Source organism: Methylobacillus gramineus (genome assembly GCF_020532675.1).
Lineage (GTDB): Bacteria > Pseudomonadota > Gammaproteobacteria > Burkholderiales > Methylophilaceae > Methylobacillus > Methylobacillus gramineus.
The window spans coordinates 341394-364081 of record NZ_JAJAVE010000003.1; the positions used below are offsets into that span (position 1 = coordinate 341394).

Genomic DNA, 22688 nt, shown 5'->3' on the forward strand with positions numbered 1-22688 from the left:
AGAAATACAGAGGTTTAGTGGGCTGATGAGTGCCCTCACCGCCAGAGGTGTTTTATAATCACGTCCTGACATTTTCGGTATGGTCGTTAATCCGGCCGCCAGTTTTTAAGGTTCTGCATGACACAAGACGTGATTTCCCCAACTGAAACGCTATTGCGTGACATATTGTCGCGCCGCATCATGATTCTGGACGGTGCGATGGGGACCATGATCCAGCAATACAAGCTGACGGAAGAGGATTACCGTGGCGGTCCCAATGGTCGTTTTGCCGATTTTGCAGCGCCTGCCGGCGAGCGTGAGTTGTTCGTCAAGGGTAATAACGAGTTGCTCACCATGACGCAGCCGCAGATTATTCAGGAAATTCACGAGAAATATCTGGCGGCCGGTGCCGACATCATAGAAACCAATACCTTTGGTGCGACCAGCGTGGCCCAGGATGACTATTTCATGTCCGAGCTGGCCTATGAGATGAATGTGGAAGCAGCCAAGCTTGCGCGGGCTGCCTGTGATAAATATTCCACTCCGGACAAGCCTCGCTTTGTGGCGGGTGCACTGGGCCCTACGCCCAAGACTGCCTCCATTTCCCCGGATGTCAACGATCCTGCAGCACGTAACGTCACCTTTGACCAGCTAGTGGCATCGTATCTAGAGCAGACGCGTGGCTTGGTGGCGGGGGGTGCTGATATTCTCATGGTGGAGACTATCTTTGATACGCTCAATTGCAAGGCGGCGCTGTTTGCCATAGAAACTTATTTTGAGGAAGCTGGCAAACGCTGGCCCATCATGATTTCCGGTACGGTGACCGATGCCTCTGGCCGTATTCTTTCAGGGCAGACCGTCCCCGCCTTCTGGAACTCTGTACGCCATGCCCGCCCACTGACTATCGGACTCAACTGTGCGCTGGGTGCTGCACTGATGCGGCCTTATGCCGAGGAGTTGAGCAAGATTGCCGACACCTTTGTCTGCATCTATCCCAACGCCGGGCTGCCTAACCCCATGTCGGATACCGGGTTTGATGAAGAACCGGCAGATACTTCAGCGCTACTCAAGGAGTTTGCCGAGAGTGGCTTTGTGAATATCGCCGGGGGGTGCTGTGGTACCACGCCTCCTCATATCCAGGCGATTGAGGAAACCATCAGGAATATCCCGCCGCGCCGCTTGCCGAAAATTCCAGTTGCCACTCGGCTGGCCGGGTTGGAGCCATTCACCATTGATGAGGATTCGCTCTATGTGAATGTGGGTGAACGCACCAATGTGACAGGTTCCAAAGCCTTTGCTCGCATGATTCTCAACGAGCAGTATGAAGAAGCCTTGGTGGTAGCACGCCAGCAAGTGGAAAATGGTGCTCAGGTCATCGATATCAATATGGATGAAGGCATGCTGGATGCGATTCATGCCATGACGCATTTCCTCAATCTGGTGGCTTCGGAACCGGATATCGCGCGTGTCCCCATCATGATCGATTCATCCAAGTGGTCTGTGATTGAAGCGGGTCTCAAGTGCGTGCAGGGTAAATCCATCGTCAATTCAATCTCCATGAAGGAGGGCGAAGAGGAATTCCTGCGGCAGGCCAGGCTTTGTCGTCGTTATGGTGCGGCCGTCATTGTCATGGCGTTTGATGAGGTTGGCCAGGCAGATACCTTTGCGCGCAAGACGGAGATTTGCAAGCGGGCGTATGACTTGCTGGTGGAAAAGGTGGGCTTCCCACCTGAAGACATTATTTTTGACCCGAATATTTTTGCCGTTGCCACCGGTATTGAAGAACACAACAATTATGCAGTGGACTTTATCAATGCCACGCGCTGGATCAAGGAAAACCTGCCATATGCCCGTATTTCAGGCGGGGTATCCAATGTCAGCTTCAGCTTTCGTGGCAATGAAGCCGCCCGCGAGGCCATTCATACGGTCTTTCTTTACCATGCGATCAAAGCCGGTATGACCATGGGCATCGTCAACGCCGGCATGATAGGCGTATATGACGATCTGGCCCCTGAGCTGCGTGAGCGGGTGGAAGATGTGGTGCTCAATCGCCGTGAAGATGCAACCGAGCGCATGATTGAAATTGCTGCCAATCTGGTTGCTGGGGGCAAGAAGCAGGAAGCGACGCTGGATTGGCGTGGCACCGAGGACAGCCCGGTTACTGTGGAAAAACGCCTGGCACATGCCATGGTGCACGGCATTACCGAGTTTATCGTTGAAGATACCGAAGAAGCCCGGCAGAAAGTCATGAATAACGGCGGTCGTCCCATACACGTGATTGAGGGGGCCTTGATGGATGGCATGAACGTGGTCGGTGACTTGTTTGGCCAGGGCAAGATGTTCCTGCCTCAGGTCGTGAAGTCGGCGCGCGTCATGAAACAGGCAGTGGCTCACCTGGTACCGTTTATCGAGGAAGAAAAGCAGGCAGAGGAAGCACGTACCGGTATCGTCTCCAAGCCCAAGGGAAAAATGGTGATTGCTACCGTCAAGGGTGACGTCCACGATATTGGCAAGAATATTGTCTCCGTGGTGCTGCAGTGCAACAATTTTGAAGTGGTCAACATGGGTGTGATGGTGCCCTGTGCCGAAATTCTCGAGCAGGCCAAGGCAACCGGGGCAGATATCATTGGCCTGTCCGGATTGATTACCCCCTCACTGGAAGAAATGGCCTACGTCGCCCGCGAGATGCAGCGTGATCCCTACTTCCATGGCCTGAAAATGCCACTGCTGATCGGTGGGGCTACCACTTCACGTGCCCATACTGCAGTCAAGATTGCGCCGCATTATGATGGCCCGGTGATCTACGTGCCGGATGCTTCACGCTCGGTGTCTGTGATGCAATCCTTGCTGACGCCTGAGCAACGCGATACTTATATTGCGGATATTGAGCTGGATTATGAGCGCGTACGCACCCAGCATGCGAACAAAAAGGGTGTGCCCATGCTGACCATTGCGGATGCACGAGCCAACAAGGCCAAACTGGAGTTCATAGGCGAGTATGCGCCGATTAAACCCAAGTTTATTGGCAGGCGCGTGTTCAAGAATATCGATCTGGCGACAATAGCCCAATATATTGACTGGGGCCCCTTCTTCCAGACTTGGGATCTTGCAGGGCCGTATCCTGCGATCCTGAAAGATGAGGTTGTCGGTGAGGCTGCCACCAAGCTGTTTGCCGAGGGGCAAGCCATGCTGAAAAAAATCATTGATGGCCGATGGTTGACGGCCAGCGGGGTGGTCGCCTTGTTACCAGCCAATACTGTCCATGAGGATGACATCGAGATCTATACCGATGACAGTCGTAGCGAGATCGCCTTTACTTATTATGGCATGCGTCAGCAGACGCAAAAGCCCATGGTGAACGGCGAGCAAAGGCCCAATCAGTGTCTGGCAGATTTTGTTGCGCCCAAAGCCTCAGGGGTGGCGGACTATATCGGCATGTTTGCCGTCACTGGCGGACTGGGCATAGAAAAATACGAAAAACGGTTTGAAGATGCGCATGATGATTACAGCAGCATCATGCTGAAATCGCTGGCAGACCGCCTGGCTGAGGCATTTGCCGAATATCTGCATGAGCGTGTGCGCAAGGATTTATGGGGCTTTGCCAGCGATGAAGCCTTGAGCAATGAAGAGCTGATCAAGGAAAAATACCGTGGCATTCGCCCTGCACCTGGGTATCCCGCCTGTCCCGATCACACGGTGAAGCCAGACATGTTCAATGTCATGAAGTGTGAAGAGATTGAAATGATATTGACCGATTCGTTTGCCATGATGCCGGGTGCTGCTGTGTCCGGGTTCTACTTTGCCCATCCAGAAGCCAAATATTTCAGTGTGGACAAGATAGGTGAGGATCAGTTGCTCGATATGGCGGGTCGTCGGGGATTACCAAAAGAATATCTTGAACGCTGGCTGGCACCGAACCTGTCCTAGCCAGTCAGACTGACTTTGCTACAATGAACCTAACCAAATAATCACTATAGATATGCATATCCACATTCTCGGCATCTGCGGTACTTTTATGGGTGGTATCGCTGTGCTGGCCAAGCAGGCTGGTCACCGCGTCACCGGTTGTGATGCCAATGTCTATCCGCCGATGAGCACGCAACTTGAGGCCCAGGGCATAGAGCTGATAGAAGGGTTTTCTCCTGAGCAGGTGTCCCTCAATCCGGATATCTACGTGATCGGCAATGTGGTGTCACGCGGTAATCCGCTGATGGAAGAAATACTCAATCGCGGTTTGCCCTACATCTCGGGCCCGCAATGGCTGGCAGAAAATATCTTGCAAGTGCGTAATGGTGAGCCTGGTAAGTGGGTACTTGCTGTGGCTGGCACGCATGGCAAGACTACCACCAGCTCCATGCTGGCCTGGATATTGGAATATGCGGGTTTGGCGCCAGGGTTCCTGATTGGTGGCGTGCCGCAGAATTTCGGCATTTCCGCACGCCTGCCTGGCGTACCTCAACAGGATGCGCATAGCATTTCGCCTTTTTTCGTGATTGAGGCGGATGAATATGACACCGCCTTTTTCGACAAGCGTTCCAAGTTTGTACACTATCGCCCCCGCACGGCTATCTTGAATAATCTGGAATTTGATCATGCGGATATCTTTGCCGATCTTGAGGCTATAGAAACCCAGTTCCACCACCTGGTGCGTACCGTGCCGCAGAATGGGCTGGTGGTAGCCAATGGCAAGGAAGATAGCCTCAGGCGGGTGATAGACCGTGGCTGCTGGACCCCGGTGGAGTTTTTTGGCAGTGACTGGAAGGCGTATGAGGTGGATGCGGCGGGTAGTTTCAGCGTGAGCCTCAAGGGTGAACCGCAAGGCCGGGTGGGGTGGGACTTGCTGGGGGAGCATAACCGCATGAATGCCCTGGCCGCGCTGGCAGCCGCACGTCATGCCGGTGTTGCCGTGGCAACGGGCATTGCTGCCCTGACTGAATTCAGGAACGTCAAGCGGCGCATGGAAGTGCGTGGAATAGTGAGTGACGTGACGGTATATGATGATTTTGCCCATCATCCAACCGCGATTGCCACGACAGTTGCAGGCTTGCGGGCAAAAGTGGGGAAGGCCAGAATCCTCGCAGTATTGGAGCCACGTTCCAATACGATGAAGCTGGGAGTCATGAAAAATGCCTTGCCTGATAGCCTGCATCAGGCTGACCAGGTGTTTTGCTATGGCGCCAATCTGGGATGGGATGCCGCACAAGCTTTACAGCCTATCCAGCACAAAGCCACCACTTTCGACGATTTGTCAGTGTTGGTTGAGGCCATAGTTGCAGAAACCCAGCCCGGGGATCATATCCTGGTGATGAGCAATGGGGGCTTTGGCGGCATTCATGAGAAGCTGCTGACAAGGCTGGCGCAGTGACCTTTGCCAGCCTGAAAAGCATGGGAGTGCTAGGCTGGACTTTGGCATTGTCAGCCGTCTTTCATCTCATCCTGATCCTGGCAGTCAATTTTGAAGTCCCTGCACTGAAATTCATCAAGGACAAGATTCCTCCGCTGGATGTGGTACTGGTCAATGCCAAGACAACCACCAAGCCCAAAAAGGCAGATGCACTGGCACAGGCTAATCTAGACCGTGGCGGCAATACCGATGCGGACCGCCAGATGAAGACAGCCCTGCCCCCGCCGCAAAAGAAAAAGACGGAAGTGGCACCCAAGCAAGCCGCAGAAGCTTCTGCGGCTTCACGCCCTGGAAGGGAGCAAAAAGAGCAGAAACAACAGGATAAAGTGGCAGAGCTGGAGCGCCAGGCGCAAGAGCTGATGACGCAGCTCAATGCCAAGAAGAAGCTGGAGTCTGCACCGGCACAGAGCACCACCACTTCCACGCCAGATAATGGCCAACAGCAGGATGCGCCAAAGAACCTGAATGCGAGGGATTTACTGGCTAGCAGTCTGGATATTGCCCGACTGGAGGCGCAGATTGCCAAGCAGCAGGATGAGTACCAGAAGCGTCCCAAGCGCAAGGAGCTAGGGGGGCGAACCCAGGAATACCGTTTTGCAACCTATGTGGAATCCTGGCGGCAAAAGGTGGAGAAAATAGGCAATCTCAATTATCCCGAGGTTGCCAAGGCACAAAAGTTATACGGTAGCCTCCAACTTTCGGTGGATATCCGCGCGGATGGATCCATCGAAAAAATCACTATCACCAAGAGTTCTGGACATAAAGTGCTTGATGATGCTGCCAAGCGCATTGTGGAAATGGCGGCACCTTATGCGGCTTTCCCTGAGGATATCCGCAAGGATTTCGATATCATCGGGATTACCCGTACCTGGAGTTTCACTCGAGAAGATAGTCTGGCAACCCAATGAGCCATCATTTTGAACATCATGTATTTTTCTGCTTGAACCAGCGTGAGGACGGCAAGAGCTGTTGCGGCAACCTGGGTGCGGAAGAGGCTTTTAATCACATGAAGTCACGCATCAAGCAGCTTAAGCTGAGTGGCAAGGGGAAAGTGCGCATCAACCGGGCAGGTTGCTTGGATCGGTGCAGTGTTGGACCCTTGCTGGTAATTTATCCGGAAGCCATTTGGTATCAGTTCCGCGATAATCACGATATTGACGAGATTATTGACAGTCATATCCAGCAGGGCCGGATCGTTGAGCGCCTTGTGGTGTAGCCAAGTTTAACTTTGTTAGCCCTACCCAGCTGGAATGTCATGCGCTTTGTGAGGCCCTGGCTGGCTGATCATAGTGCGAATACCTGTTCACCCTGATTCAATCTGCGCTGAACGGCTGTTTTCAATGCACTCGCCACAGATGGGTCAAGCACCTGCGGCAGTGATTCGCGGCGACTCTGGCCCCAGATCGGGTTGGGAAAGTGGCGATCACGTTTGAAACGCGGGATCACATGCCAATGTACATGGGGGGTCATGTTGCCCAAGCTTGCCAGATTGATCTTATCTGGACGCATCACTTCACGGATGGCTTCCTCAACGGCAAATACCACGGTCATCAAGTGTTCACGATCGGCCGGTAATAAGTCGCTCAGTTCCTTGATGTGGCGGTTAAGAATGACGCGGCAAAAGCCGGGATAGTCTGCATCTTCAATGCGAACCACGCGACAGAGCGCACTCTGCCAGATAAGCTCACCGCCAGGAGTGGAGCATAATTCGCAATTCTTCATATATTCATCTCTCTGATAACGCCTTATTTTATTTATTGGCATAATATATGGCTGAAAGTTTCCAGCATTGCTGGAACTCTGCATGCTTCAGCCCAGTCTTTTATGTGCCTGATGCAAGCTTGTAAGTCCATATCGTCTGTTAAAGCGCATAGGCCTGCACTCCACCCAAAGGATTATAAATTACTATTGCTCAATATCTTCCAGGCCGGCGTGCCACCTGGCTATTCATCAGTCTGTTGCTGGTGCTGACTACTGCTTACTTCTTCAGGCTGGAAGCGATTGCCTTGCACTTCTGGAGCAGTACTTCTCCGCATTCCCAGTCTGGCCTCAACCTCAAAGACTACGTGGTTGAGCGGGAGGCGGTCAAGATTCCAGGGGTAGGGGCTGACCTGTCCGATTTAAGTTATAACCGTGAAACCAATACCTTGTTCACTGTTTCGAATGCCCAGCCCTGGATTGTCGAACTGGGGCTGGATGGCAGGGTATTACGCAAGATCAATGTCAAGGGCATCAAGGATATGGAGGGGATTGCCCATATCCGGGGAAATCAATTTGTCCTGTTGAATGAACGGGAACATAAGTTGATTTTGACCAGCATCAAGGATGGCGTGGCTGAGATAGATGTGAGTCATGACCCAGAACTGACACTGGCCATGTATGCCGTGGATAACAAGGGATTCGAAGGCGTGGTCTGGGATGCGGATCACCACCGACTGCTCTTGGTGAAAGAGCGTTCACCCAAGCGTGTGATAGCGATTCATGGCTTTGCCGATGCATTGCCTCACCAGCCCATACAGCTACGCATCGAAAAACTGGCGCAGACTGCGTCCTGCGGCTTACGTGATCTGTCAGCCGTCAGTTATGACCATGTCAGCGGCAATGTACTGTTATTAAGTGACGAGTCACGCATGGTGGCCGAATACGATGATCAGGGAAATATGCTGGGAACGCTGGCACTTTGGCGTGATTTTCAGGGGCTGAAGCGCAATGTACCTCAAGCCGAAGGACTGGCCATCGGCCCGGACAAACGTATTTATGTGATTAGTGAGCCCAACCTGTTTTATGTGTTCAAACCTGCCCTGGCAAGCTGAACCCCCGCTACACCTTGTCAGTGAACTTGGTAAATTCCTGAATAAAGTGCTGTAGTTCTTGCTTGATGCGTTTGTCCTGCAATTGCCCCTCGCTGTCAAACACCTCATGAGCGCGCGACACCAGCAGGCGCCCAGAGGTCCAGTGATAGGCGCCGAGTTGCCTCAGTACAGAGAGCCATGCATTCTGCGACAGCAGGGTGCCAAACCCTGAGGGTGTGGCACCCACCAGGGCAAATGCACGCTGGCCGAACACTTGCTGGATATCCGCAGATGGCCGGGACAGCCAGTCAATGGCATTCTTGAAGACGCCAGGAATACTGTTGTTATATTCCGGCGTGGCCAATATGACGCCATCACTACCAATGATTTTCTGCTTGAGTGCCTGCACAGCTGGCGGAATCCCTTCCTGTTCTTCAAGGTCGCCGTCGTAAAGCGGTATGCCATGCAGGGTGACTACCTCAATGGTGACCCCGGCTGGTGCCAATGCACTGGCTGCATGCAAGAGCGCGGTGTTGTAGGACTGCTTGCGCAGACTGCCCGATATACCTAGCAATGTAGTCATGAGCGATGTTCCTTTGGATGGCTGATGATAGGGTCAGGCATCACCTTTCATGACGAGTTCCGCATATTGTTCAAAGGTGATGGTGCCGCCCATGGCATCCACCAATTGTTTCTCATCGCTGGGCAGCACATCCTGCACGCTATCCAGGCGTTTCCATTGTGGTGTGGGAGTTTCACAGCCGGATTGTGGTACATATTTTGAAGCTGCTACACGTGCATGTTTGTGAATGTAGCGTGGGCAATTGATAAATATTTCTTCTATATTGACCCTTACTACCAATTCCGCTTCCGGAAATTCGGAGAGTAGCGGGTCGTGCTGGTCTATGCTGGCTGTCCCATGTACACGGACGCGGTGTGGGGTTTCAAAATCAATGAACAACATGCCTATTTTGTGATTGAGGGTGATATTGCCCATGGATAGATACATGCTGTTGCCATCAAGGCTGGGGAATGCCAGCGTCTTGTCGTCTACTATCTTCACAAAGCCAGGTTGCCCGCCCTTGTATGAGCACGTAGGGAAGCCACGATGGTCAATGGTGGAAAGGAAGAAAAAATCCCGACTGCTGATAAAGCCTGCATGTTCTTCTGCAATGGTAGGGGTAACGATCAGGTCTCGTACCCGGTCTGCCATATTGACGCTGTCAAAATGCCGTTGCCATGCACGATGTTGCTCTCCATAGATTTCACTCAATATCTCACTCATCTCGCGCTCCTGCCCAGTGTGGTTGACCGGTGATTGACCGGGTTATTGAAAGGGATAGTTGTATTGTTTTTATCAGCACATGGTAGTGACAAGCGCGGGGCATCGTCAATCATGACGTTGGAATCGCGGGCAATTAAGGCTAAGATATGGCCTTCTGTTGTTTCAGCCAAGCCCGGAAAATTGAAAAAACTTTTGCTGACATTGATGATTCTGCTGCTGCCACTACACTCTGTGTGGTCGATCGCGGCTGGCTATTGTCAGCATGATGCAGCAGATAGCCAGGCACACTTTGGCCATCATACGCACCAGATGGATGCGGATAATAGCGCTGATAATGACAGTCCTGATGGCAGTTCCCTCACAGCAGGCGTTCATCATGACTGTAATATCCACATGTTGAGTTGGCAATTGCTGGAGCTGTTGGACATCCACGCAGGTTCGGCTTTTCTTTCTGATTTCCCCGCCTACCATTTTATCTTTCCCGGACGCATAGACCGCCCCAACTGGCAATCCGCTGCCTGATCCAGCGGCGCTGTGCCAACCTCAGGGTCATCAGATCCTGAACCTGTCATCTTGATCGCACCGCTGGATTCTTCTTGGATTTTTGGGAGAACGTGATGCGAATTATCTATTGTTTTACCAGCATGTTGCTGGCTCTGCCTTTGATGGTGATGGCTGCTGACAGCGGCTTTTCCGTCAGCAAGGCCACAAATAATACATTGAATCTACATGATGCCCTGATGATGGCATTGGCGGCCAATCCGGCTATCTCAATAGCGGAGCGTGAGCGTGAGGCCAATGAGGGCATGCAGATGCAGGCGGCAACGCGGCGCAATCCGTTGATTTCCTCTTCCATTGAGGATACGCGCAATGCTAACCGTCTCACCACCATACAGATAGACCAGCCACTGGAGTTAGGCGGCAAGCGCCAAGCCAGGATGGAAGCTGCCAGTGCTGGGTTGAGTGCGGCAGAGAGCGATATCGTGACACGTAAGGCAGAGATTGCGGCTGCCGTCACCATGGCTTTTTATGAGGTGTTGGCGGCACAGGAACGCATGCAATTGGCCGCTTCATTTGTCAGCCTGGCAGAAGGCGCCACTCGAATAGCGGTGCGGCGCGTCGAGGCGGGTAAAGTCTCACCAGTCGAGGAAACCAAGTCACGCGTCGCAGAATCATCGGTGCGTATCGAGCAAAACCAGGCAGGACGTGCTTTGAACATGGCACGCCAGCGTTTGGCAGCGCTTTGGGGTGGTAGTGCAATGGATATCGGGGAGGCCGAGGGCAATCTTGAGTCTTTACCCTTGCTGCCAGAGAATACAAGCCTGCAGGATGATCTGCTGCAATCCCCCATGATGAAACGTGCGCGCCTGGAAATAGAGCGTCGAGAAGCCATTACGCGCCTGGAAACCAGTAAACGTGTGCCTGACCTGACCGTCAGTTTGGGCGCGCAGCGCAACCAGGAACTAGGCATTAATCAGGCCGTACTGGGGTTGTCCATTCCTATCCCTGTATTTGACCGTAATCAGGGCAATATCCATGAGGCTATCAGTCGCGCTGACAAGGCACGTGATGAACTGCTGGCCTTGCAGCTCAATATCCGTACCAATCTATCAACTGCTTATGAGCAGTGGCTGGCGAGCAGCCAGGAAGCAGAGGCTCTGAAGCAGGACATATTGCCAGGGGCGCGTAGCGCATTTAATGCGGCGAGCAAGGGATTCGAAATGGGGAAATTCAACTTTCTCGAAGTGCTGGATGCCCAGCGGACCTTGTTCCAGGCGCAATCACAATACCTGAACGCCCTGCTTGGCGTGCATAGGGCTCATGCCGAAATTGGACGTTTGCTGGGCCACTTCCTGCCAGCGGCAGAGCCAAATTAAAAGTCAGTGAGAAAGTACTTACTATGAATAAGACTATTGTAAATAAAGGCCAGTGGTTGATCGTGTTGATCATTCTCCTGCTAGGTATCGTGCTTGCTGTGTGGATATTGAGCAGCGGAAAAGCTGACAGCGATAGGCAAGATGAGCATGGCCGCCATCCTCATTCTCATGAAGAGGCGAACACTGAAACACCCAAAGGGCCACATGCGGGTAAATGGCTCAAGCAAGACGGCTTGGCATTGGAGGCCACTATCTATGAGCAGGGCAATGCACCCGTTTTTCGTGTCTATGCCTATGACGGGACTCAGCCGCTTGATCCGGCCAAAGTCCAGCTCACAATGGAAATTCAGCGATTGGGGCAGCCCGTACAGATCCTCCGTCTGCATGCAGAACAAGGGTATTTGACCAGTGATACCGAGATTGTGGAGCCCCATTCATTTGAAGTGAAGTTGCTAGCCCAATATGCCGGCAAACAATACCGCTTTGGCTATGCGCAGCAGGAGGCCCGGGTACAGTTCAGCGATCACCAGCTGGCCATGAATGGCATTGAGATACTGACGGCAGCACCAGCCCGTATCAAGGCGAATCTCAAGCTGATTGGAGAAGTCAGGTTGAATGCTGACCGCACAGTGCTCATCGTGCCACGTCTGGGGGGCGTGGTGCAGTCTGTCGCTGCCAATGCCGGGGATCAGGTGCGCAAGGGGCAACTACTCGCTATCGTATCCAGCCAGCAACTGGCGGACCAACGCAGTGAAATGCTTGCTGCGCGTGAGCGAGTGGCGCTGGCTCGTATTACATATGAACGCGAGAAGCAGTTGTGGGAGGACAAGATATCTGCCAAACAGGATTACCTCCAGGCCAAACAATCGATGCAGGAACAGGAGATTGTGTTACGCAGCACCCAGCAGAAGCTGGCAGTCTTGGGCATCAACCCTGTGTCCAATAACCATGATCTGACTAGCTATGAAATACGGTCTCCTATCGATGGTGTCGTGACGGACAAACAGATTGCGGTCGGCCAGGTGTTGCGTGAAGACACCAATATTTACCAGGTGGCGGATCTGTCTACTGTCTGGGTAGAGGCTACGGTATATGCACGTGATCTTAACCTGATACTGCCTGGGCAGCAGGTCACGGTCAGATCGTCCGCACTCAAGCAGCAAGCTATTGGCAAAGTAGCTTACATCCAGGCGCAGCTTGGTGAGCAATCACGTACGGCCATGGCACGTATTGTCTTGCCGAATGCAAATGGGCAATGGCGGCCAGGCGTTCCAGCCGATATTGACCTGGTCACCGAGGAGATTGAGGTACCGCTTGCAGTTTCACTGGAGGGGCTACAAACCCTGCGAGACTGGACCGTGGTGTTTGGGCGCTATGGTGATCTGTTTGAGGCAAGGCCGCTGAAGCTGGGGCGTAGTGATGATAAATATGTCGAGGTGCTGGAAGGTTTGTCCGAGGGTGAGCAGTACGCAGCCAAAAACAGCTTTCTCATCAAGGCCGAGCTGGGGAAATCCAGCGCCGTGCATGACCATTAGGAGCGATCATGACCACCTATGACACATGGTTTGATCGGCTGATACGATTTTCTGTTTACCAGCCCTGGTTGATTATGCTGCTGGTATTGTTATTGGCAGCGATTGGCTTGTTCAGTTATCAGAAGCTGCCGATAGATGCAGTGCCGGACATTACCAATGTTCAGGTGCAGATTAATGCAGAGGCCCCAGGCTATTCGCCACTGGAAGCGGAGCAGCGCATTACCTTTCCGCTGGAAACCGTCATGGCCGGGTTGCCGCATTTGGAACAGACCCGTTCCATTTCGCGTTATGGCCTGTCGCAGGTGACTGTGGTGTTCAAGGAGGGCACAGATATCTATTTTGCCCGCCAACTGGTCAATGAGCGGATGCAATTGGCGCGTGAGCGTTTGCCTGCAGGTATCACCCCTATGCTAGGCCCCACCTCTACGGGCCTGGGTGAAATTTACATGTGGGCGGTAGAGGCCAGGGAGGGCGCGTTGAAAATTGATGGTAGCCCTTATAGCCCGACGGATCTGCGTGAAATCCAGGACTGGATCATCAAGCCGCAGTTGCGGACGGTGCCTGGTGTCAACGAAATCAATACCGTTGGCGGATACAGCAAGGAATACCAGGTAGCGCCCTATCCCGAGCGCCTGGTGGCACATGGGTTGGCGTTGACTGATCTGGTGGAGGCCCTAGAGCGCAACAACAGCAATATAGGTGCAGGCTATATTGAAAAATCCGGCGAGCAATACCTGATACGTGTGCCTGGCCAAGTATCTTCCGAGGAAGATATTGCCGCGATTGTGGTGGCCACCAGAAGTGGCGTGCCTTTGCGGGTGAAAGATCTGGCGGATGTGTATATCGGCAAGGAACTGCGTAATGGCGCGGCGACCGAAAATGGCGAAGAAATTGTGCTTGGCACTGTCTTCATGCTCATGGGAGAGAACAGCCGGGAGGTCGCCAGGGCTGTGGAGCAGAAGCTGCATGCAATTAACCAGACCTTGCCGCCAGGTGTGATAGTGCGGACGGTGTATGACCGTACCGTGCTCATAGAAAAAGTCATGAGCACGGTGAAAGGCAATCTGCTTGAGGGTGCTTTGCTGGTGGTGGCTGTCCTGTTTGCTTTTCTGGGCAATATACGTGCGGCCCTGATCACGATGCTGGTGATCCCGTTATCCATGCTGTTCACCTTTAGCGGCATGCTGGGGAGTAAAGTGAGTGCCAACCTCATGAGTCTGGGGGCACTGGATTTTGGCATTATCGTGGATGGGGCAGTGGTGATTGTGGAAAACTGCATACGCAGGCTGGCTCATGCACAAACCCGGCATGGGCGGATGCTTACGCTGGAAGAAAGGCGGCAGGAAATATTATTGGCTGCAAGCGAAGCCAGACGGCCATTGCTATATGGCCAGCTTATTATCATGGTGGTGTACTTGCCGATTTTTGCGCTGAGCGGCATCGAAGGCAAAATGTTCCACCCCATGGCCTTTACTGTGGTGGCCGCTTTACTGGCTGCCATGCTGCTCTCGCTGACCTTTATCCCGGCGGCGATATCACTGTTTCTCAAAGGCAACATCCACGAAAAGTCGAATGGCGTAATGGGGCATTTGGCAAAGTTATACCAGCGATGGCTGCAACAGGCATTTCACTATAGCGCTGTCCTGTTCACCATAGCCATCACCAGTGTGGTATTGGGGTTGTTGCTGCTCACCAGAATGGGTAGTGAATTCATTCCCAATCTGGATGAAGGGGACATTGCATTGCATGCACTGCGTATTCCCGGCACCAGCCTGACCCAAGCCGTGGAGATGCAACATGAGCTGGAGCATACCGTGCGTGAGTTTCCCCAGGTGGAACGCATCTTTTCCAAAATAGGTACCTCTGAAATTGCGACGGATCCTATGCCACCCAGTGTTGCTGATAATTTCATCATGCTGAAACCCAGGTCTGAATGGCCAGACCCTGCATTGCCCAAGCACGTGCTGGTGGATAGTATTCAACAGGCTATTGGCGAAGTGCCAGGTAATAATTATGAGTTCACCCAGCCAATCCAGATGCGGTTTAACGAGTTGATTTCCGGCGTGCGCAGTGATGTGGCAGTCAAGGTGTTTGGTGATGATATGGCTGTGATGGAGGAGGCTGCACAACGGATTGCGCAGATATTGTCCACGGTAGAGGGAGGAGAGGACGTCAAGGTGGAGCAGGTAACCGGGCTGCCAGTGCTGACGATACAGCCAGATCGTCAATTAATCTCTCGCCTTGGGTTGAATGTGAATGACGTGCAGGAGGCGATCTCTATTGCGGTGGGGGGGCGTGTCGCTGGCACGCTGTTCAATGGTGACCGGCGCTTTGACATTGTGGTGCGCCTGCCGGATGAGGTCCGAGCCGACCTCAATGCCATGCGGCGCATTCCGGTGCGGTTACCTGCGGGAAACAATATGCAGGCCAGCTTTATGCCGCTGGGTGAGCTGGCTACATTAGTGATTGCGCCTGGTCCCAATCAGTTCAGTCGTGAGAATGGCAAACGCCGTGTTGTAGTGACAGCCAATATCCGCGGGCGTGATCTCGGTTCCTTCGTGGCAGAGGCTCAACTCAAGGTGGAACAGCAAGTGCAGTTGCCGCCTGGATATTGGGTAGGTTGGGGCGGCATATTCGAACAACTGCAATCCGCCAGCAAACGCCTGCTAGTTGTGGTGCCGCTGGCGCTGATGCTGGTGTTTATCTTGTTGTATGCCATGTTTGGCAAGTTAAAGGACGGTCTGCTGGTGTTCTCCGGAATACCTTTCGCTCTCACCGGCGGCATACTTTCGCTCTGGCTAAGGGATATCCCGCTTTCTATTTCTGCCGGCGTTGGTTTTATTGCGCTGTCTGGCGTGGCAGTGCTGAATGGGCTGGTCATGTTGAGCTTCATCCGGCAATTGCGCGACGAAGGGAATCCGCTGGAGTTGGCGATTATTGAAGGGGCTGTCACCCGATTACGCCCCGTCCTTATGACCGCACTCGTTGCCTCCCTAGGCTTCATTCCCATGGCCATTGCAACGGGTACTGGTGCTGAGGTGCAGCGGCCGCTCGCCACGGTCGTGATAGGCGGTATTGTGTCCTCAACCCTGTTGACCTTGGTAGTGTTGCCACTCCTCTATCGATGGATTTATCGGCTGGATTTAGTGCAGAGCCGCAGTTGAAAAAAGGGGAATTACTTTCTGCCAGGTAGTGGCAATAAGCCCAAAGCGTAACGAATTACCTGATGCTTGATTGGGCTCTGATGATTGGCAAGTCTCAGCCCAAGGTTACGTACAAATCGCAGGGGTGCTATGTCATTGCTGAAGCCATAACTGAAGGCATCCATAGCTCGTTGCATCAGATGATTCGCGAGTTTGCGCTGCCGTTCGTATTGTCTCAGGAGGCTTAAAGCATTGATGGGATGGTGTTCCTGCCAAGCGTTGAGCAATAACTGACTCAGTGCCTCAGCATCCTGGAATCCCAGGTTGACTCCCTGGCCAGCCAGCGGATGGATGGTGTGAGCGGCATCCCCAATCAGTGCCACGCCCTGGCGGACATAGTGGGTGGCATGGCTACGTGTGAGTGCGAAACTGCCGCGGTGCACCAATCCGGTAATCTCAGGTAAGGCCTTGGGGAAGTGCTGGCGGAATGCATCCAGTAAAGCGGTATCATCAAGCGCGAGCAGGCGTCGCACCTCACTCGGGCGGTGATACCAGACCAATGAGGCATAGTCTCCCGGGAGTGGCAGCAGGGATTGCGGGCCATCTGGGGTGAAGCGCTGCCAGGTGATATCGCGTTCGCCACCATGAATGCTGACTGTCGCCACCAAGGCATGCATGGGGTATTGCTGGCTATCGAGTGCAATACTGGCGGCCTTACGCACTTGGGAGTTTGCTCCGTCTGCCCCTATCAATAAGGCTGTCTCAAACGTTTGTCCGCTTTTCAGTTGGATATGACTGCTTTCAGGCTGATAGCTAATCTGGCTGATGTCGTCAGGGCAGAGTACGGTGGCGTTGTCGTAGGATTTAAGTGATTCTAGACAGGCGAGTTGCACCAGGCGGTTTTCCACGATATGGCCCAGCCATGGTGCACCAATTTCACCTGCATCAAACAGGGTGCCTTGATCCGGTCGGTTTTCCCATACATGCATACGCTTGAAAGGAGCACTGCGCATCGTGGTAATCGCAGTCCAGGCATTTGCGGACTCAAGAAAGTCGATGGAGGCTGGACTCAAGGCAGACACACGCAGATCGGGCGTGCTGCTTGGGTCAAAATCCGCTGGTACGTGGTTTTCCAGTAGGGCAATGCGCATACCACTTGGGGCCAGTCTCGCTGCCAGCGCACTCCCTACCATGCCACCACCTACGATGAAAATATCGACAGCTGTTACTTTAGTCATGATGTGGTTTGGGGTGTATGCGCACCAGGATGATACGCGGACCGTTCATTTTCTTGACGACGATATCAAACTCGTTGAAATGGATACTGTCACCTTCATTGGGAATGTCGCCCAGCTTGGAAAGCACCAGGCCGCCTACGGAGTCGACTTCATCATCATTGTCTATTTCCACACCCAGTGCGCGTTCCAGCGTGAAGATGGGCAGGCTGCCCTTGCCGATCAGGGTGCCATCGTCCAGCTTGGTCCAGTCGTTCTGGCTCTGGCGGAATTCATCACGGATTTCACCCACCAATGCGCCCAGCATGTTATCTAAGGTAATGAAGCCAACTGGCTCCTGACCTTTGCGTCCTACAATGGCAAAGTGTGTGGCCTTGCCTTCACGGAAGCGGCGGAATAGCTCTATGGCGGGCATATCAGGCAGGACAAATGGAGCAGGATGGACAAAACCACTGAGGTCTTGCAGTTCCTCTGCTTCAAATTTTGCCAGGAACAGGCTTTTCAGGTGGATCACGCCTTTGACCTTGCCGTTCTTTTCAACAAAAGGATAGCGGCTATAACGATGCTGGGAAATGATCTCCAGATTCTGCTCGAAAGTGTTATCTGCCGAGAGTGAAATCGCTTCATTGAACGGGCGCATCAGGTCAGCGACTTCAAGATCACTGAAATCCAGCGTGTGCGCCAGGATATTCCATTCATCCTTGGTCAGCTCTTCTGAAGCGCGACTGCTGCGCAGGATGAGTTTCAGCTCGTCAGCGGAATACTGCGCATCGGCAGCATGGCCAGTGCTGAGCCCGGCTTTCTGCAGTATCCAGTTGGAACTGGTGTTCAGCATCCAGATAGCGGGATACATGATCCAGTAAAACGCATAGAGCGGGGCGCCCGTCCATAAGCCCACGCGTTCTGCCTGGCGGATGGCAATGGATTTTGGTGCCAGTTCGCCCAGCACGATATGCAGATAGGATATGGTGAAAAACGCAATGATGAAGGAGGCGCCATGCAGAATCTCCGGGGAATCGACACCTATGCGATGCAGCAAGGGCTCCAGTAATTCTGCAAATGCAGGTTCACCTACCCAGCCCAGCCCCAGTGAGGCCAGGGTAATGCCTAATTGACAGGCAGAAAGATAGGCGTCAAGTTGGGCATGGACTTTGGCCAGGATGCGGCCACGCCAGCCGTAAGTTTTGGCAATGGCTTTGACGCGGGTTTGCCTGAGCTTGACCAGGCTAAATTCAGCCGCCACAAAGAAGCCGTTAAGAAGAACAAGGAAGAATGCGAGAAGTATGAGTAAAAAGTTGCTTTCCATGATGGTTAGCCGCGGTCAGGCGGTCAGAGCTTGATCCCCGCTTGTTGTGCCTGGTTATCGGCATGATAGGAAGAGCGTACCATGGGGCCGCATGCTGCATGGGTAAAGCCCATGGCCAGTGCTTGTTTTTCAAACTCGGCAAATACCGCAGGCGTGACGAAGCGCTTGACCGGTAAATGATGAGGGCTGGGCTGTAAATACTGGCCCAGGGTCAGCATGGTGACATTGTGCCTGCGTAAGTCCTGCATGACTTCGAGGATTTCTTCATCGGTTTCCCCCAGGCCCAGCATGAGGCCGGACTTGGTGGGAACATCAGGATGCATGGCACCGAATTCCTTGAGCAGGGTCAACGAGTTCTGATAGTCAGAGCCGGGACGCGCTTCCTTATACAGGCGTGGCACAGTTTCCAGGTTGTGATTCATCACATCAGGAGGCGCTGCGGTGAGAATTTCTATGGCTCTATCCAGGCGACCACGGAAATCCGGCACCAGAATCTCTACCTTGATAGTGGGCGAGTGAGTGCGCACTGATGCAATACAATCGACAAAATGCTGGGCACCACCATCCCGCAGGTCATCCCGGTCTACACTGGTAATCACTACATATTTGAGTCGCATCTGGGCAATGGTGCGGCCCAGGTTTTCTGGCTCGTTCACATCTGGTGCCAGGGGTTTGCCGTGAGAGACATCACAGAACGGGCAGCGACGGGTGCAGATGTCACCCAGGATCATGAATGTGGCAGTGCCACCGCTAAAACATTCCCCAATATTGGGGCAGGAGGCTTCTTCACATACCGTGTGCAGGTTATTGTTGCGGAGAATTTGCTTGATCTCCTGAAAGCGCGCGCTATCGGGCACCTTCATACGTATCCATTCCGGCTTGCGCATGGCAGGCATAGGAATAATCTTGATCGGGATGCGCGCCATTTTTTCGGCGCTAGTTTCCTTGACTCCGGCTACCTTGCGGGCGGGGGCAATTCTATCGGCTGTTTCTGTCATAAATTCTTCTCGTGCAAGCAGTCAGTATAGCCTAACTGCTGTGACAATTTCTCAAGCAGGCGCTCACCTGCGCTAGCCAGTGTTAACCGCAGGCCCAGATTGATGGTCTGGGTGACTTGCAGTCCTTGATATCCGCAAGGGTCAATTGCGAGGAAAGGTGTGATATCCATGTCGATATTGAGCGCCAGGCCGTGGTAACTGCACTGGTTCTTCAAACGTAAGCCCAGTGATGCAATCTTGGCGCCTTGTACATAAACGCCAGGTGCATCCGCACGGGCCAAGGCTATGACGCCTTCTTCAGCCAGCAATGCAATGATTGCATTTTCCATGGCACTGACCAGCTGTCGTACATTGATGCCTTGACGCTTGAGATCTATCAGCAGGTAGATCACGACTTGGCCGGGGCCGTGATACGTGATCTTGCCACCGCGATCCACTGGAACGAGTGGGATGTCACTGCGGGTGGGCAGCCGCACATCCTTGCGGTTCAGGCCTAGCGTATAGACCGGTGCGTGCTCTGTCAGCCAAATCTCATCCGGTGTTTGGCCGTGACGGCTGGCGGTGAATGCCTGCATGGCATGCCAGGTGGCAGCATAATCCGAGCGCCCTAGATGGCGAATGATCAAGGATGGGGACATGGATGAGGTTCTATCCAGCGTACCTACATGCATTTATGACAGAGGCTATGGGTGTGCCATGACTAGGAGAATGCTCAATCATGGCGGCAAGTCGATCTATCAATAATGCATTGGCGAGCGCACGGGATAGCATGGTTAGAGGACGTATTTAACCTTGGGATGCGAGGTCAGCGTGCGATAAATATCATCCAGTTGTGGCTTGGAGTGCACTTCAACCGTGCAGGTGAGGCTGACATACTTGCCACCACTGCTGGTGCGCATGTCGATGCGGCTGGCGTCGAAAGCCGGCAGATGCTGCTGGATCAGTACCAATATGATGTTGGCGAATTCATCATGAGTTTCGCCCATGATCTTGATCGGAAAGTCGCAGGGGAATTCTAAAAGTGTTTCTATGTCTTCAGCCATGGGGCACCTGTTGTCTCATTACTGTGTTCTTGAAATTCTGGTACAGCGTGTACATTCGCTTGAATAGCGGGCCCGGCTGTCCGGTGCCAATCGGCTGGTTATCCAGGCTGATGATGGCAAGTACTTCCTTGGTGGATGATGTCATCCATAATTCATCTGCAGTACGTATTCGTGCTTCGCTGACCGGGCCTATGCTGACCTCGATGCCGTTGGTCGCAGCCAGTTCCAGCACCACATCGTAGGTAATGCCTGGCAACATGTGCTGATCTTTCGGCGGTGCCAGCAGCACGCCCTGTTCCACAGCGAAAATATTGCTGCTGGTGCCTTCTGTCAGCATGCCCTCACGGAACATGATGGTCTCAGCCACACCCGCATCCACGGCTTGCTGCTTGAGTAAAACATTGGCCAGCAGCGATATGGCTTTTATATGGCACCTGTCCCAGCGGATATCAAGTGCACTGATGGCCTCTACACCTTGTGCTACCAGGGATTTTGCTGGAGTCTCCAGTGGCAGGCTCATCACCAACACCGTAGGAGCAAGCTCTGCAGGCGGAAATGCCTGATCACGCGGTGCGACGCCACGCGTGATATGCAGATAGAGGGATTGGTCCGTCAATTCTGCATTGGCCTTGACGATGCTGAGTGTGATTTCGTGCCATTGTTCCAGGAGTAACGGGTTGCGAATGCGCACAGCCTGCAAGCTTTGTTGCAGGCGCTGCAAGTGTTCATCCAGGCGGAATGGCTGGCCGGAATATACCGGGATGACCTCATACACACCGTCACCAAAGATAAAGCCACGATCCAATACCGGGATCGTGGCTTGGTCTAGAGGCAGGAATGTGCCGTTCAGGTAAACGGTCTGGCTCATCCCTGCCTGCTGTCCTTAGCCATTGGATTATTCAAACAGCAATTTAATGCTATCCAGCATGCGACCAAAGATACCTGCAACTTCCACTCCCTTGGCAGCAACCAGCTTCTGTTCAGCAATCACTTTGTCATCCAGGGTGAATTCGATCTTGCCTACTTGCTGCCCAGCACTGATAGGTGCAACCAGCGGTTGCTGGCTGGTGACCTTGGCTTTTACACGGGCATATTCGCCTTTAGGCAGGGTGATGGATACATCCTTCGCCACGGTGGCGACCACCGTATTTTCTGCGCCTTTCCAGACTTTAAGCGTGCTCACCACGGTACCGCGTTTGTAAACCAGTTTGGATTCATAGAACTGGAAGCCGTAATTGAGCAGTTTTTGACTCTCGGTGGCACGGGCAGAGTCGGAAGGCGCGCCCAGTACCACAGAGACCAGGCGGGTATCACCGCGCTTGGCGGAGGTCACCAGGCAATAGCCAGCGGACTTGGTATGGCCGGTTTTCATGCCGTCAACGTATGGATCCAACCACAGCAAGCGGTTGCGATTAGGCTGGCTGATCTTGTTATAGGTGTATTCCTTCATGGAATAGAGGCGTTTGTACTGGTCCGGGTAATCGCGGATCAGTGCCGTTGCCAGCAAGGCCAGATCATGTGCCGTGGTGTAGTGTTGGGGGTCTGGCAGACCGGTGGAGTTGACGTAATGCGTATCACGCATGCCCAGTCTTGCAGCTTCCTTGTTCATGAGGTCGGCAAAGCCTTCTTCAGAGCCAGCAATGCCTTCAGCCAGTGCAATCGATGAATCATTGCCTGATTGAATAATGGTGCCATGCAGCAGTTCATCCACGGTCACCGGCTTATTGGGCTCGATAAACATCTTTGAGCCTTCCACTTTCCAGGCCTTGACGCTGACCGGCAGGGTTTGCGTGGGGGACAGATGGCCATTCTTCAATGCCTTGAATGCGAGGTAGGCCGTCATGATTTTTGTCAGTGAGGCTGGCTCTACCCGGGAGCTACCATCTTGTTCGGCAATGACACGGTCACTGTTGAAGTCGTAGAGCTGGTAAGACTTGACGGCGAGGGCTGGTGGCGGTGGAATATCCGCGGCTTGAACGCTCAGCGATACCATGCTGAAAATAGCGGAGGAAATCAGGGCCGTCACGGGCCTGGCATAGCAATTAAATAGGTCAGACATATCTTCTTTTACTCAAACTTAAGGAGGGGGTG

Annotated in this window: 19 protein-coding genes; 9 read left to right on the forward strand and 10 right to left on the reverse strand. The window is 53.2% G+C overall.

Going from position 1 to position 22688, the window contains the following annotated elements; genetic code table 11:
* Window positions 1-117: 117 nt before the first annotated feature.
* Genes metH through LG201_RS12150 form a run of 4 tightly spaced genes read left to right on the forward strand, consistent with a single transcriptional unit; the run spans window position 118 to window position 6599 of the window.
* Window positions 118-3906 carry a methionine synthase gene (metH, locus tag LG201_RS12135; RefSeq protein ID WP_226772466.1) on the forward strand — a complete coding sequence of 1263 codons (3789 nt, stop codon included), beginning with the start codon at window positions 118-120 and terminating at the stop codon, window positions 3904-3906.
* 52 nt (window positions 3907-3958) lie between these two features.
* On the forward strand, window positions 3959-5344 hold the full coding sequence (mpl, locus tag LG201_RS12140; RefSeq protein WP_226772467.1) for a UDP-N-acetylmuramate:L-alanyl-gamma-D-glutamyl-meso-diaminopimelate ligase: 1386 nt from the start codon (window positions 3959-3961) through the stop codon (window positions 5342-5344).
* A 20-nt stretch (window positions 5345-5364) separates the two neighbouring features.
* Window positions 5365-6291, forward strand: a complete 927-nt coding sequence (locus LG201_RS12145; RefSeq protein ID WP_226772888.1) for a TonB family protein — start codon at window positions 5365-5367, stop codon at window positions 6289-6291.
* The gene (locus LG201_RS12150; RefSeq protein ID WP_226772468.1) at window positions 6288-6599 is read left to right on the forward strand and encodes a (2Fe-2S) ferredoxin domain-containing protein; all 312 of its coding nucleotides are present in this window, start codon (window positions 6288-6290) and stop codon (window positions 6597-6599) included. The genes LG201_RS12145 and LG201_RS12150 overlap by 4 nt, the downstream gene beginning before the upstream one ends.
* 68 nt (window positions 6600-6667) lie before the next feature.
* Here LG201_RS12150 and LG201_RS12155 read toward each other — a convergent pair whose 3' ends face one another.
* Window positions 6668-7105, reverse strand: a complete 438-nt coding sequence (locus LG201_RS12155) for an HIT family protein (protein WP_226772469.1) — start codon at window positions 7103-7105, stop codon at window positions 6668-6670.
* 242 nt (window positions 7106-7347) lie between these two features.
* Here LG201_RS12155 and LG201_RS12160 point away from each other — a divergent pair, with 242 nt between their 5' ends.
* Window positions 7348-8196, forward strand: a complete 849-nt coding sequence (locus LG201_RS12160) for an SdiA-regulated domain-containing protein (RefSeq protein WP_226772470.1) — start codon at window positions 7348-7350, stop codon at window positions 8194-8196.
* Window positions 8197-8203: 7 nt separating this feature from the next.
* Here the strand turns inward: LG201_RS12160 and LG201_RS12165 are convergent, their stop codons facing one another.
* Entirely contained in the window at window positions 8204-8758 is a 555-nt protein-coding gene (locus tag LG201_RS12165) for an NADPH-dependent FMN reductase (protein WP_226772471.1), read from the reverse strand.
* A 33-nt stretch (window positions 8759-8791) separates the two neighbouring features.
* Window positions 8792-9448: a pyridoxamine 5'-phosphate oxidase family protein gene (locus tag LG201_RS12170; RefSeq protein ID WP_226772889.1), complete on the reverse strand. Its 657-nt coding sequence runs from the start codon at window positions 9446-9448 to the stop codon at window positions 8792-8794.
* Window positions 9449-9640: 192 nt separating this feature from the next.
* Between LG201_RS12170 and LG201_RS12175 the strand changes: the two genes are divergently transcribed.
* The 4 genes from LG201_RS12175 (at window position 9641) to LG201_RS12190 (ending at window position 16036) form a co-directional block, all read left to right on the forward strand.
* Window positions 9641-9982: a hypothetical protein gene (locus LG201_RS12175; protein WP_226772472.1), complete on the forward strand. Its 342-nt coding sequence runs from the start codon at window positions 9641-9643 to the stop codon at window positions 9980-9982.
* Between the two features lie 95 nt (window positions 9983-10077).
* Window positions 10078-11337, forward strand: coding sequence for a TolC family protein (locus LG201_RS12180; RefSeq protein ID WP_226772473.1), 1260 nt, complete (start codon window positions 10078-10080; stop codon window positions 11335-11337).
* A gap of 23 nt (window positions 11338-11360) precedes the next feature.
* A complete protein-coding gene (locus tag LG201_RS12185) occupies window positions 11361-12872 on the forward strand; it encodes an efflux RND transporter periplasmic adaptor subunit (protein WP_226772474.1) in 1512 nt (503 codons plus the stop codon).
* 8 nt (window positions 12873-12880) lie between these two features.
* The gene (locus LG201_RS12190) at window positions 12881-16036 is read left to right on the forward strand and encodes an efflux RND transporter permease subunit (protein ID WP_226772475.1); all 3156 of its coding nucleotides are present in this window, start codon (window positions 12881-12883) and stop codon (window positions 16034-16036) included.
* An 11-nt stretch (window positions 16037-16047) separates the two neighbouring features.
* On the opposite strand, the gene LG201_RS12195 is transcribed toward LG201_RS12190, so the two are convergent.
* From LG201_RS12195 to LG201_RS12225, 7 genes are all read right to left on the reverse strand, one after another.
* Window positions 16048-17253, reverse strand: a complete 1206-nt coding sequence (locus tag LG201_RS12195) for an FAD-dependent monooxygenase (protein WP_226772476.1) — start codon at window positions 17251-17253, stop codon at window positions 16048-16050.
* The gene (locus LG201_RS12200; protein WP_226772477.1) at window positions 17246-18556 is read right to left on the reverse strand and encodes a hemolysin family protein; all 1311 of its coding nucleotides are present in this window, start codon (window positions 18554-18556) and stop codon (window positions 17246-17248) included. The genes LG201_RS12195 and LG201_RS12200 overlap by 8 nt, the downstream gene beginning before the upstream one ends.
* A gap of 23 nt (window positions 18557-18579) precedes the next feature.
* The gene (gene lipA / locus LG201_RS12205; protein ID WP_226772478.1) at window positions 18580-19554 is read right to left on the reverse strand and encodes a lipoyl synthase; all 975 of its coding nucleotides are present in this window, start codon (window positions 19552-19554) and stop codon (window positions 18580-18582) included.
* Entirely contained in the window at window positions 19551-20192 is a 642-nt protein-coding gene (gene lipB / locus LG201_RS12210) for a lipoyl(octanoyl) transferase LipB (RefSeq protein ID WP_226772479.1), read from the reverse strand. The genes lipA and lipB overlap by 4 nt, the downstream gene beginning before the upstream one ends.
* 135 nt (window positions 20193-20327) lie before the next feature.
* Window positions 20328-20597, reverse strand: a complete 270-nt coding sequence (locus tag LG201_RS12215; RefSeq protein ID WP_226772480.1) for an HP0495 family protein — start codon at window positions 20595-20597, stop codon at window positions 20328-20330.
* A complete protein-coding gene (locus LG201_RS12220) occupies window positions 20590-21465 on the reverse strand; it encodes a D-amino acid aminotransferase (protein ID WP_226772481.1) in 876 nt (291 codons plus the stop codon). The genes LG201_RS12215 and LG201_RS12220 overlap by 8 nt, the downstream gene beginning before the upstream one ends.
* Before the next feature lie 27 nt (window positions 21466-21492).
* Window positions 21493-22590 (reverse strand): D-alanyl-D-alanine carboxypeptidase family protein, encoded by a 1098-nt coding sequence (locus LG201_RS12225; protein WP_404809753.1) that lies wholly within the window; start codon window positions 22588-22590, stop codon window positions 21493-21495.
* Window positions 22591-22688: the final 98 nt, after the last annotated feature.

What these genes read in the sequence shown, in the direction of transcription:
- metH (WP_226772466.1), top strand. Translation starts at nt 118, where the DNA reads ATGACACAAGACGTGATTTCCCCAACTGAAACGCTATTGCGTGACATA.
- mpl (WP_226772467.1), top strand. Translation starts at nt 3,959, where the DNA reads ATGCATATCCACATTCTCGGCATCTGCGGTACTTTTATGGGTGGTATC.
- LG201_RS12145 (WP_226772888.1), top strand. Translation starts at nt 5,365, where the DNA reads ATGGGAGTGCTAGGCTGGACTTTGGCATTGTCAGCCGTCTTTCATCTC.
- LG201_RS12150 (WP_226772468.1), top strand. Translation starts at nt 6,288, where the DNA reads ATGAGCCATCATTTTGAACATCATGTATTTTTCTGCTTGAACCAGCGT.
- LG201_RS12155 (WP_226772469.1), bottom strand. Translation starts at nt 7,105, where the DNA reads ATGAAGAATTGCGAATTATGCTCCACTCCTGGCGGTGAGCTTATCTGG.
- LG201_RS12165 (WP_226772471.1), bottom strand. Translation starts at nt 8,758, where the DNA reads ATGACTACATTGCTAGGTATATCGGGCAGTCTGCGCAAGCAGTCCTAC.
- LG201_RS12180 (WP_226772473.1), top strand. Translation starts at nt 10,078, where the DNA reads ATGCGAATTATCTATTGTTTTACCAGCATGTTGCTGGCTCTGCCTTTG.
- LG201_RS12185 (WP_226772474.1), top strand. Translation starts at nt 11,361, where the DNA reads ATGAATAAGACTATTGTAAATAAAGGCCAGTGGTTGATCGTGTTGATC.
- LG201_RS12190 (WP_226772475.1), top strand. Translation starts at nt 12,881, where the DNA reads ATGACCACCTATGACACATGGTTTGATCGGCTGATACGATTTTCTGTT.
- LG201_RS12195 (WP_226772476.1), bottom strand. Translation starts at nt 17,253, where the DNA reads ATGACTAAAGTAACAGCTGTCGATATTTTCATCGTAGGTGGTGGCATG.
- LG201_RS12200 (WP_226772477.1), bottom strand. Translation starts at nt 18,556, where the DNA reads ATGGAAAGCAACTTTTTACTCATACTTCTCGCATTCTTCCTTGTTCTT.
- lipA (WP_226772478.1), bottom strand. Translation starts at nt 19,554, where the DNA reads ATGACAGAAACAGCCGATAGAATTGCCCCCGCCCGCAAGGTAGCCGGA.
- lipB (WP_226772479.1), bottom strand. Translation starts at nt 20,192, where the DNA reads ATGTCCCCATCCTTGATCATTCGCCATCTAGGGCGCTCGGATTATGCT.
- LG201_RS12215 (WP_226772480.1), bottom strand. Translation starts at nt 20,597, where the DNA reads ATGGCTGAAGACATAGAAACACTTTTAGAATTCCCCTGCGACTTTCCG.
- LG201_RS12220 (WP_226772481.1), bottom strand. Translation starts at nt 21,465, where the DNA reads ATGAGCCAGACCGTTTACCTGAACGGCACATTCCTGCCTCTAGACCAA.
- LG201_RS12225 (WP_404809753.1), bottom strand. Translation starts at nt 22,590, where the DNA reads ATGGTATCGCTGAGCGTTCAAGCCGCGGATATTCCACCGCCACCAGCC.